The organism is Citrobacter sp. R-1.5.2 (genome assembly GCF_035064245.1).
In the GTDB taxonomy this organism is placed as follows: domain Bacteria; phylum Pseudomonadota; class Gammaproteobacteria; order Enterobacterales; family Enterobacteriaceae; genus Citrobacter.
This window is the reverse complement of record NZ_JASEYC010000001.1, coordinates 335,022-346,727: the sequence shown is the minus strand read 5'-3', so window position 1 is coordinate 346,727 and position 11,706 is coordinate 335,022. Positions and strand designations below refer to the sequence as shown.

The following is an 11,706-nucleotide window of genomic DNA, read 5'->3' as shown; positions in this document are numbered from 1 at the left end:
ATAATGATAATTATTTGTATTATCATTTTCATCAATTATCTTACTGCCTTTGAATTTTTAACAAAGGAAGTTTGACTATGCGTTTAAAACCTGTTGCCTCTGTCGTTCTGTCCTGCATAGGGTTTACCAGCCCCTTTGTCTTCGCTGAAGACGTGATGGTAGTAACCGCTTCGGGTTACGAAAAAAAGATCACCAACGCGGCTGCCAGCGTTTCCGTTATTTCACAGCAAGAGTTGCAGACCAATAAATATAACGATTTAGGTGAAGCTCTACGTTCTGTGGAAGGTGTGGATGTCGAAAGCAGCACGGGTAAAACCGGCGGTCTGGAAATTAGCATCCGTGGTATGCCAGCCAGCTATACCCTGCTCCTGATTGACGGTATCCGTCAAAATGGAAGCAGCGACGTGACACCGAACGGCTTTTCGGCCATGAACACCAGCTTTATGCCTCCACTGGCGGCAATCGACCATATTGAAGTGATCCGCGGTCCGATGTCGACGTTATACGGTTCCGATGCCATTGGCGGTGTCGTCAATATCATCACCAAAAAGAGCACCGATAAATGGAGCACGTCCATTAATACTGGCGTTAACCTGCAAGAAAGTAATAAATGGGGTAACAGCACGGTCGCCAACTTCTGGTCAAGCGGCCCATTGATCGCAGGTGTACTGGATATGCAGGTTCGCGGCAGCACCACACAGCGCCAAGGCTCCAGTGTCACTTCGCTGAGTGATACCTCTTCCACCCGCGTGCCGTATCCTACGGAATCCGAGAATTACAATATCGGTACTCGTCTGGACTGGAAAACCAGCGGCAGCAATACGTTGTGGCTGGATCTCGATTCCGCCAGACAACGTTACGATAACGATGATGGACAACTTGGCAATCTGACCGGCGGATATGATAAAACGCTGCGTTATGAACGTAACAAAGTGACGCTCGGCCACGATACCGCATTAACATTTGGGACCTGGAAATCCTCTGTGGGCTGGAATGAAACCGAGAACAAAGGCCGCCAGTTGGTCTCCTCGGCACTGACACCAGAGAACGCGAACCGGGCTGGCGACGCGCGTGAACTGAAGAACACCAACGTTATTCTGGATTCCATGCTGCTGACGCCGTTAGGTGACTCGCACCTGTTGACCCTCGGGGGGGAATACTGGGATGCCCGCATGAAGGACGGTGTCGTGCTGGCCAATACCGGCGAGACATTCCACCAGAAAACATGGTCGGCCTATGCTGAAGATGAGTGGCATATCCTCGACTCTCTGGCCTTAACCGTGGGGACACGCTATGAACATAACGACGTCTTTGGGGGGCACCTCAGCCCACGCGCCTATATGGTCTGGGACGTCTCCGACGAGTGGACCCTCAAAGGCGGTGTCACAACGGGCTATAAAGCGCCATCGCTCAGCCAACTTCATAACGGCATCAGCGGCGTGACGGCACAGGGAACCGTCAATACCGTCGGGAACCCGAACCTTAAACCTGAAGAAAGTACCAGTTACGAAACCGGGCTTTACTATGAGAATGACGCTGGGCTGAACGCCAACGTCACGGGTTTCTATACTGAATACAAAAATAAAATCGTTTCGTATTCTATCGATGATAATACCAACAGCTACACCAATAGCGGTAAAGCAAGAACCGATGGTATCGAGTTTGCCAGTACATTCCCGCTGTGGTCGGACTCGCTGAGTTTATCTCTCAATTACACCTATACCCAGAGCAAGCAAAAAGATGGCGAGAATAAAGGCGCGCCACTGAGTTATACCCCGAAACACATGGCGAACGCCCGTCTGAACTGGCAGGCAACGGAAGATATGAACGCCTGGCTGAGCGCTCGCTACCGCGGTAAGGCTCCACGCTATACGGAGAATTACGACAACCTCAGCGCAGTACAAAAGGCGGTGTATGACGACAAAGGCGCAAATTTAAAAGCCTGGACCGTTCTGGACATGGGGATGTCTTATAAGCTGACCAAAGAACTGACGCTGAATACAGCGGTGAACAACGTACTGGATAAAGACTTTAGTGACGTCACACTGTACCAGGTTGGCCGCAATAGTACTTATGCGGGCGACTACTATCAGACTGCACAATCCACGACCGGATACGTCAACCCCGGCCGTAACTACTGGGTCTCCTTAAACTACCAGTTCTAGTTTTGCTTACCTCTGTTGGCCAGGCTATAACTGATAGCCTGGCCGCTATCAGCGTGTTTTCGTAAGCGGATTGTCAGTATTGCGCATACGTAAGGAGAGACAATGCCCTTTTCAACCACTGAACGTCAGGCACTCCTGTCATTAAATGGCGTTGGCCCCAAAGTCATCGAGCGGCTTGAGCAACTGGGTTTCCACTCGCTTGCCGATCTCAAAAACTCTACTGTCGAGGATATTACCCAGCAAGCGGCGTCTATGGTCGGCTCAACGTGCTGGAAAAACAGTCCGCAAGCGAAAGCGGCAATTGCCAACGTCTTAGCGCTGGCAAGTGCGTCGTCGTTACGCTGATTTAGCGTATCACCCGAGCAAGAGGAACGTGCGCGATTTAACCGTTTCTGATTTTCCCATTGATACCCGGCTGCGGTTTACCAAACAGATACCCTTGCGCGAAATCGCAGCCCAGAGCCTGAAGGCTCGCCAGCTGTTCCTCTGTTTCAACACCTTCTGCAACAGCTTTCATATTCAGCGATTTCGCCATACCCGTAATAAGCCTGATGATATTAAGGGCGTCTTCCTGTGTGGATATCGAATGCACAAAGGACTTGTCTATTTTGATTTTATCGAAGGCAAGTCGACTCAGTCGCGAAAGAGAAGAGTATCCGGTGCCAAAATCATCGATGGAGATTTTTACCCCCAGAGCTCTGAGCTTGTTAAGTGTATTCATCGGCGTATTGCTCTCGGTAAAGAGAGAGGATTCCGTCACTTCCAGCTCAAGACGCTCTGCCGGAAGCCCGGTTTCTTTCAGAATGGACAGCACGATTCCGGCAAAGGCCTTGCTACTTAGCTGGACAGGTGAAACATTGACTGAAATTTTAACCGGTACCACCCAGGAAGCCGCTTCCCTGCAAGCAATTTCAAGCACAGATTTTCCCATCTCGTTAATCATGCCTGTTTTTTCAGCGACAGGAATAAAACTATCCGGCGGCAGCAGTCCCTTTAGAGGATGTATCCAACGAATAAGAGCTTCATAGCTGTAAATTTCCCGGCTGAAAGAATCAACAATAGGTTGGTAATAAACCACGAATTCTTTATTCACTATGGCCATTGCCATATCATGTTCAAGGGTTCTGCTTTCTTGCAGCTTTTCTAACATCCGCTGCCGGAAGACTTTTATTTTACCCGAGCCTTCATTTTTCGCTTCATAAAGCGCCAGATCGGCAAATTTATAAAGGTAGTCGGAACGGTGCTCAGTTTCTGAGATAACAATACCAACACAAGTGGTTATATTTATAATTGCGTTATAAATAGTGTAGGGTTGGTTGATATAATCACATATTTTTTGAGCTCGGGAAACGGCACGGCTCTCTGTCAGACCGCTCGAAAGAAACGCAAACTCATCGCCACCTAAGCGATATAGCGTGTCTGAACCCTGGCTCATAGAAATCAAACGATGGGATATCTGACGCAATAACATATCCCCGGCGTCATGGCCATACGTATCATTTACCTCTTTGAATCGATCTAAATCGAACAACATCACCGTCACAGAGTCATTGTTTTTTTCTGCCATCGCGATGGTTTTACTTAAATCCCCCCAGAACAACTGGCGATTATTCATTTCGGTGAGCGAGTCGTGATAGACGTCATACTCCAGTTTTGCATTCTGGATCTGCAGTTTTTCTTTAGATTCCTGAAGTTCCTCAGCAAGGCACTTAACCTGGAGGTGTGCTCTCAAAATATTTCTGTTCTGGAAAAAAATCAGAATCCCCAGTATCGCACTCAATATTATAAGCAATACTGAAGTCGCCGAATATATATAATACAGGGTTTGAATATTCGTATTTGTATTATTAATCGAGCTAACATCTTTATCTAATGCACCGGATGAAAGATGGGCTAGCGGTGCATCAAGCGCATGCATTTCTTTCAAATATGTCTTGAGTTCTGAACGGTTCATTTTCTCAAGATGAACATCCAGATAATTAAGCATTTTCTCAAGCTGTATAGCCAGTTCATAATGCGCTGGATTACTTTCTATATAATGTCCTAAATCACCTTCTTTTATTAAATCGCTCTGGCTGAGCATAATGTCGAGACGCAGGCGTACAGCATCAAGCGTCATCGTATCATCACTAATGTAGAGACCAAGCCACGATTCAAATCGGTAATATTCTGATACCATTTGAACAGCAGACCATGAGTCGGCATAGTGGGTCAGTTTCTGTAGCTCTTGTTGTCTTTCGTGCACAAGGAAAGATATATATCCGGTAGATATAAAAAGGAAGAATATAATGCCAGCCAGTATTCTGTTCATGATGGTCCTCTGAACCTCTACTCAATTTTCATTGAGCTGACCTGCCATGCTGACCTTGAATAAAAAATCTGATTATTCAGTTCAGGAATACTGTCATAGGGATACACGATGAATAGCGGGCCTTTATCACGGATGCGCATATATTCTCCGTTGATTTTTAGCGCAAGAATAACATTATATTTCTTGAAATCACTGAGTGGGATAGCGGTGGTGTAGTCATTGAGCGCAGTGACCTTAACAACAGAACCTTTTGCCCCGACATAATCCATGAGCTTTTGCAGAGAGATACCCGTAAAGGTAGTGCGTCCATTATACCAGGGTGAGGTAGTCTGGAAACTTACCGTGCCCAGTTTCTCGAGACTGGCGATATCAAAAACGGCTTTCCCGTCTTCATTGGTATTTTCTATATTACCGGACAGTGTTAAAAGGACTTTACCGACAGGCTTGGGAAGTTCACCAGCCCAGACCTGAGTAGTGACAACGAAGCTTAACAACATAACAATTAACCGCATTCTAACCTCACCAATCTATCGAATGTAAGAGAATTATAATTTAGTTATTATGCTATTTACACATGCTACCCAGCGATTATTGATGCAGAAAGCCCATCCGTTTTTTAATTCATTGAAATCAATAAGTTAACCATCATTCATTTTTTAATATTGTTTAAAAAAGGCTGTTGATGTTATTTGAGGCACAGTAAATTTCACTATCGCCGTACAAAAAATAAGCCACCTGTTTAGTCAGTAAAAATAAACACACACGAATATAAAGGTCTATTTTTTTATGCAACAACAGGATATTGTTTTTCCAACCGAGCGCTTCGCACCTCTCATCGAATGCGTGTTGCGCAATGAATCACCAGGACCTGGTTTTGCTGCTTATCCATAAAAAATATGATTGCTAGACGGGTAGAGATATCCAGATGAGGGTACAAAATACAAATCTTGCGCAGTGCCCCCTATATTCGCCCCGAGCCACAGCCGGTTTATAGCTGTTTTAATCGCCAGCAAATTTCATTAAAAAAACGGGAACCACCCGGCTCCCGTTCTCATACAACCCAGAATCTGGATTACATGTTTTCGATGATCGCGTCACCAAACTCTGAACATTTCAGCAGCTTAGCGCCGTCCATCAGACGTTCGAAGTCATAGGTTACGGTTTTCGCGTTAATCGCGCCTTCCATACCTTTAACGATCAAGTCAGCCGCTTCGACCCACCCCATGTGGCGCAGCATCATTTCTGCAGACAGGATGATGGAACCTGGGTTCACTTTATCCTGACCCGCGTACTTCGGTGCAGTACCGTGGGTGGCTTCGAACAGTGCACATTCGTCACCAATGTTGGCTCCCGGTGCGATACCAATACCACCAACCTGTGCAGCCAGCGCATCAGAGATGTAGTCACCGTTCAGGTTCATACAAGCGATAACGTCGTACTCTGCTGGACGCAGCAGGATCTGTTGCAGGAACGCATCGGCGATAACGTCCTTCACCACGATCTCTTTACCGGTTTTCGGGTTCTTGATTTTAACCCACGGACCGCCATCGATCAGTTCACCACCGAATTCTTCGCGCGCCAACTGGTAACCCCAGTCTTTGAACGCACCTTCGGTGAATTTCATAATGTTACCTTTATGAACCAGGGTAACAGAATCACGATCGTTAGCGATAGCGTACTCAATCGCTGCACGAACCAGACGCTTAGTCCCTTCTTCGGAACATGGCTTGATACCGATACCGCAATGTTCCGGGAAACGGATTTTCTTCACGCCCATCTCTTCGCGCAGGAATTTAATCACTTTCTCAGCATCAGCGGAGTCAGCTTTCCACTCAATACCCGCATAGATGTCTTCTGAGTTTTCACGGAAGATGACCATATCGGTCAGTTCAGGATGTTTAACCGGGCTTGGAGTGCCCTGGTAGTAACGAACAGGACGCAGGCAAACGTACAGGTCAAGTTCCTGACGCAGTGCAACGTTCAGAGAGCGAATACCGCCGCCAACTGGGGTAGTCAGTGGGCCTTTGATGGCAACACGATATTCACGAATAAGATCAAGGGTTTCAGCAGGCAGCCAGACGTCCTGGCCATAAACCTGAGTGGATTTCTCACCGGTGTAGATTTCCATCCAGGAGATTTTACGCTCGCCTTTATAGGCTTTCTCGACAGCAGCATCGACAACTTTGATCATCGGTGGGGTTACATCAACGCCGATACCGTCGCCTTCAATGAACGGGATAATCGGATTTTCAGGAACGTTGAGTTTGCCGTTTTGCAGGGTGATCTTCTTACCTTCCGCCGGAACAACTACTTTGCTTTCCATTCACCTCTCCTTCGAGCGCTTCTGGTTCTGCTCGTCTGTCATCACGCTGCATGTGCATTTGCGTCCTGCTACACGGATGCGTTAGAGCAACTTTTTGTTAATGATTTGTAATGAGCGTGTCAATACTACCCTATTGTTCGTCGCCATGAAAGACACTCGTTCTTAGGCTATAATGCGGCAATTGATATAATCTGAAAATACCATGCAAAAAACTTCTTTTAGAAATCACCGGGTTGAGCGATTCAGCTCACGACAAGTCACTAAACAGCGTAAAGAAAACCAGCCAAAACGGGTGGTTTTGTTCAATAAACCATACGATGTTTTGCCACAATTTACTGACGAAGCAGGACGCAAAACGTTAAAAGATTTTATTCCTGTTCAGGGTGTCTATGCTGCTGGTCGTCTTGACCGCGACAGCGAAGGACTTCTGGTACTGACCAACGACGGCGCGCTGCAGGCCCGGTTGACGCAACCCGGTAAACGTACGGGGAAAATCTATTATGTCCAGGTGGAAGGTGAGCCAACCCCCGAAGCGCTGGATGCTCTGCGCACCGGCGTAACGCTGAACGATGGCCCCACCCTGCCTGCGAGTATCGAAGTGGTAGAAGAACCCGCATGGCTATGGCCGAGAAACCCGCCTATTCGGGAACGGAAAAATATCCCTACCCGTTGGTTAAAAGTGACCTTATATGAAGGCCGCAATCGTCAGGTACGTCGCATGACAGCACACGTCGGCTTTCCTACACTGCGGTTAATTCGTTATGCGATGGGGAATTACACGCTGGATAATCTCGCTAATGGTCAATGGCGGGATGCAACTGTATAAGGAACAGGTATGTTTAAACCGCACGTCACCGTTGCCTGCATTGTGCATGCAGAAGATAAGTTTTTAGTCGTTGAGGAAACCATCAACGGCAAAGCGTTGTGGAATCAACCCGCCGGGCACCTGGAAGCCGATGAAACCCTGATTCAAGCCGCTGCACGCGAACTGTGGGAAGAAACCGGGATAAAAGCGCAACCACAACACTTCATCCGAATGCATCAATGGATTGCCCCAGACAGAACACCTTTTTTACGTTTTCTGTTTTCTATTGAGCTTGCCAATATGTGCGCTACTGAACCTCATGACGACGATATAGATTGTTGTCGTTGGGTCAGTGCGCAAGAGATCTTCTCTGCGCCAAACCTGCGTTCGCCGCTGGTTGCCGAGAGTATTCGTTGTTATCAAAGCGGACAGCGTTATCCACTCGCAATGATTGGCGAATTTAACTGGCCGTTTACAGAGGGTGTCAAGTAAAGGGCTGCGTGCTAGAATATGCCGCCTTGAAGTTCAATGTCGTGAGTATTCCTATGTCTGAAAGCCAAAAAAAAGTGATCGTCGGCATGTCCGGCGGTGTCGATTCCTCCGTTTCTGCCTGGCTGTTGCAACAACAGGGTTATCAGGTAGAAGGCCTGTTCATGAAGAACTGGGAAGAGGACGATGGTGAGGAATACTGTACAGCGGCCGCCGATCTTGCGGATGCGCAGGCTGTCTGCGACAAACTCGGCATTGAACTGCATACCGTTAACTTTGCTGCAGAATACTGGGACAACGTCTTTGAATTGTTCCTTGAAGAGTACAAAGCGGGTCGTACGCCGAACCCGGATATTCTGTGCAATAAAGAAATCAAGTTTAAAGCCTTCCTCGAATTTGCCGCTGAAGATTTAGGTGCCGATTACATCGCTACTGGCCACTACGTGCGTCGCGCGGACGTGGAAGGCAAAAGCCGCCTGCTGCGGGGACTCGATGGTAACAAGGACCAGAGCTACTTCCTCTATACCCTCGGCCATGAGCAGATCGCACAAAGTCTGTTCCCAGTGGGTGAACTGGAAAAACCACAGGTACGTAAAATTGCCGAAGATCTGGGTCTGGTGACTGCGAAGAAAAAAGACTCCACCGGTATTTGCTTTATCGGCGAGCGTAAATTCCGCGAGTTCCTCGGTCGTTACCTGCCGGCACAACCTGGCAAGATCATTACCGTTGACGGTGAAGAAATTGGCCAGCATCAGGGGCTGATGTATCACACCCTGGGTCAGCGTAAAGGTCTGGGTATTGGCGGAACAAAAGAAGGTACTGAAGATCCATGGTATGTCGTGGATAAAGACGTTGAGAACAATATTCTGGTTGTGGCTCAGGGTCATGAACACCCACGCCTGATGTCCGTTGGCCTGATTGCACAGCAATTACATTGGGTCGACCGTCAACCGTTCACCGGCACCCTGCGCTGTACAGTGAAAACCCGCTATCGTCAAACCGACATTCCGTGCACCGTTAAAGCACTGGATGCTGAGCGTATTGAAGTCATTTTTGACGAACCCGTCGCGGCGGTAACACCGGGTCAGTCGGCGGTATTTTACAACGGTGAAGTGTGCCTCGGCGGCGGCATTATCGAGCAGCGTCTGCCTCTGCCGGTATAATTATTTACACATTTGATACAAGGAAGCAGTGAACGTGGCAAAGAATTATTATGACATCACCCTCGCCCTGGCAGGTATTTGCCAGTCGGCACGCCTGGTACAAGAACTGGCGCACCAGGGGCATTGTGATGCCGATGCACTACACGTTTCACTGAACAGTGTCATCGATATGAACCCCAGCTCAACGCTGGGCGTGTTCGGCGGCAGTGAAGCCAATCTGCGCCTTGGCCTTGAAACACTGCTCGGCGTGCTTAATGCCAGCAGTCGTCAGGGGCTGAATGCAGAACTCACCCGCTACACGTTAAGCCTGATGGTGCTGGAGCGTAAGCTGTCAGCAGCCAAAGGCGCTATGGACACGCTGGGAGACCGTATCAACGGCTTGCAGCGCCAGTTGGACCATTTTGATTTGCAGTCAGAAACGTTGATGAGTGCGATGGCTGGTATCTATGTTGACGTCATCAGCCCACTCGGCCCGCGTATTCAGGTTACGGGTTCTCCGGCCATCCTCCAGAGCCCGCAGGTTCAGGCTAAGGTACGCGCATCGCTTCTGGCTGGCATTCGCGCTGCCGTGCTCTGGCATCAGGTTGGTGGAGGCCGTCTGCAACTCATGTTTTCTCGTAATCGCCTGACGACTCAGGCAAAACAAATTCTTGCTCATTTAACCCCGGAGTTGTGATCTATGGAATTATCCTCACTGACCGCCGTTTCCCCTGTCGATGGACGCTACGGCGATAAAGTCAGCGCGCTGCGCGGGATTTTCAGCGAATATGGTTTGCTGAAATTCCGTGTACAGGTTGAAGTACGCTGGCTGCAAAAACTGGCCGCGCACGCAGCGATCAAGGAAGTTCCTGCTTTTGCTGCCGACGCAATCGGTTTCCTTGATGCGATCGTTGCTAACTTCAATGAAGAAGATGCTGCACGTATCAAAACCATCGAGCGTACGACCAACCATGATGTGAAGGCAGTAGAGTATTTCCTGAAAGAGAAAGTGGCGGATATCCCGGAGCTGCATGCCGTTGCCGAGTTTATCCACTTCGCTTGCACCTCTGAAGACATCAACAACCTGTCTCACGCGCTGATGCTTAAAACGGCGCGCGATGAAGTGATCCTGCCGTACTGGCGCCAACTGATCGATGCGGTGAAAGACTTGTCCGTGCAGTATCGCGACATTCCACTGCTCTCCCGTACCCACGGTCAACCGGCCACCCCGTCCACATTGGGCAAAGAAATGGCTAACGTGGCTTACCGTATGGAGCGCCAGTATCGCCAGCTCAATCAGGTCGAAATTCTCGGTAAAATCAACGGTGCCGTCGGTAACTATAATGCCCACATCGCCGCTTACCCGGAAGTTGACTGGCACCAGTTCAGTGAAGAATTTGTCACATCCCTGGGCATTCAGTGGAACCCGTACACCACACAGATTGAACCGCACGACTACATTGCCGAACTGTTTGATTGTGTTGCCCGTTTCAACACCATCCTTATCGATTTTGACCGCGATGTCTGGGGTTATGTCGCACTGAACCACTTCAAACAGAAAACCATCGCCGGTGAGATTGGTTCTTCCACCATGCCGCATAAGGTTAACCCGATCGACTTCGAAAACTCCGAAGGTAATCTGGGTCTGTCCAATGCGGTTCTGCAGCACCTGGCAAGCAAACTGCCGGTTTCCCGCTGGCAGCGTGACCTGACAGACTCTACCGTACTGCGTAACCTGGGTGTGGGTATCGGCTATGCGCTGATCGCCTACCAGTCTACGTTGAAAGGGGTAAGCAAACTGGAAGTAAACCGCGATCACCTGTTGGACGAACTGGATCACAACTGGGAAGTTCTGGCTGAGCCGATTCAAACTGTGATGCGTCGTTATGGCATTGAGAAACCATACGAGAAGCTGAAAGAACTGACCCGTGGCAAGCGCGTTGATGCTGAAGGCATGAAGCAATTTATCGACGGACTGGCTCTGCCGGAAGACGAGAAAACCCGCCTGAAAGCGATGACACCGGCTAACTATATTGGCCGCGCCATCACCATGGTTGATGAACTGAAATAATCAGGACTGGTGCCGGATAGCGATTTCGCCTCATTCGACCCACCGCTGATGTCATACCCAGGCCGGATACGCGCGAACGCTATCCGGCTTGTTAATTTTATCGCCTTAACGATTCCCCCCGGTTTATTAAATGTTTATCCCCACAGCCACATAATCAGCGTTAGACTATAAAATCGATTTTGAAAATTCAGTAAATACAGTTAATTATCATAAAATCAATCAGTTAGTAAAAAATGAATTTAGACAATCACAGGCAATATGAGTCATTTCATCGCCCCAAATCATGCCCCTAACTGATTTTTGCCCCCAAATTTGCCCCCAGGGTAGTGGTTTATCGCCCATATAACAGCCTCGAAAAGGTAGCAAGACGTAATGGAATATTAGTGGTGTGGAGGTTCAA

General features: G+C 48.5%; 10 protein-coding genes. 7 read left to right on the top strand and 3 right to left on the bottom strand.

All coding sequences use genetic code 11. The features are described 5' to 3' along the window. Positions 1-77: 77 nt before the first annotated feature. Positions 78-2,165 (top strand): TonB-dependent receptor, encoded by a 2,088-nt coding sequence (locus tag QMN38_RS01630; RefSeq protein ID WP_271455642.1) that lies wholly within the window; start codon positions 78-80, stop codon positions 2,163-2,165. Positions 2,166-2,267: 102 nt separating this feature from the next. Continuing rightward, positions 2,268-2,510 carry a helix-hairpin-helix domain-containing protein gene (locus tag QMN38_RS01625; RefSeq protein WP_271450564.1) on the top strand — a complete coding sequence of 81 codons (243 nt, stop codon included), beginning with the start codon at positions 2,268-2,270 and terminating at the stop codon, positions 2,508-2,510. Between the two features lie 37 nt (positions 2,511-2,547). Here QMN38_RS01625 and QMN38_RS01620 read toward each other — a convergent pair whose 3' ends face one another. From QMN38_RS01620 to icd, 3 genes are all read right to left on the bottom strand, one after another. Continuing rightward, positions 2,548-4,476 (bottom strand): putative bifunctional diguanylate cyclase/phosphodiesterase, encoded by a 1,929-nt coding sequence (locus QMN38_RS01620; RefSeq protein ID WP_323604349.1) that lies wholly within the window; start codon positions 4,474-4,476, stop codon positions 2,548-2,550. A 17-nt stretch (positions 4,477-4,493) separates the two neighbouring features. Continuing rightward, positions 4,494-4,988, bottom strand: coding sequence for a putative pterin-binding protein (locus QMN38_RS01615; protein ID WP_271442719.1), 495 nt, complete (start codon positions 4,986-4,988; stop codon positions 4,494-4,496). A 560-nt stretch (positions 4,989-5,548) separates the two neighbouring features. After that, positions 5,549-6,799, bottom strand: coding sequence for an NADP-dependent isocitrate dehydrogenase (icd, locus tag QMN38_RS01610; RefSeq protein WP_003030769.1), 1,251 nt, complete (start codon positions 6,797-6,799; stop codon positions 5,549-5,551). Between the two features lie 202 nt (positions 6,800-7,001). On the opposite strand from icd, the gene rluE reads away from it, so the two are divergent. Genes rluE through purB form a run of 5 tightly spaced genes read left to right on the top strand, consistent with a single transcriptional unit; the run spans position 7,002 to position 11,306 of the window. Then, on the top strand, positions 7,002-7,625 hold the full coding sequence (gene rluE, locus QMN38_RS01605; RefSeq protein ID WP_323604348.1) for a 23S rRNA pseudouridine(2457) synthase RluE: 624 nt from the start codon (positions 7,002-7,004) through the stop codon (positions 7,623-7,625). A gap of 9 nt (positions 7,626-7,634) precedes the next feature. Further along, positions 7,635-8,096, top strand: coding sequence for an NUDIX hydrolase (locus QMN38_RS01600; RefSeq protein ID WP_137382937.1), 462 nt, complete (start codon positions 7,635-7,637; stop codon positions 8,094-8,096). Between the two features lie 53 nt (positions 8,097-8,149). Continuing rightward, positions 8,150-9,256: a tRNA 2-thiouridine(34) synthase MnmA gene (gene mnmA / locus QMN38_RS01595; RefSeq protein WP_271457397.1), complete on the top strand. Its 1,107-nt coding sequence runs from the start codon at positions 8,150-8,152 to the stop codon at positions 9,254-9,256. A gap of 34 nt (positions 9,257-9,290) precedes the next feature. Continuing rightward, positions 9,291-9,932, top strand: a complete 642-nt coding sequence (gene hflD, locus QMN38_RS01590; RefSeq protein ID WP_005120991.1) for a high frequency lysogenization protein HflD — start codon at positions 9,291-9,293, stop codon at positions 9,930-9,932. A gap of 3 nt (positions 9,933-9,935) precedes the next feature. Continuing rightward, entirely contained in the window at positions 9,936-11,306 is a 1,371-nt protein-coding gene (gene purB / locus QMN38_RS01585; protein WP_271442715.1) for an adenylosuccinate lyase, read from the top strand. Positions 11,307-11,706: the final 400 nt, after the last annotated feature.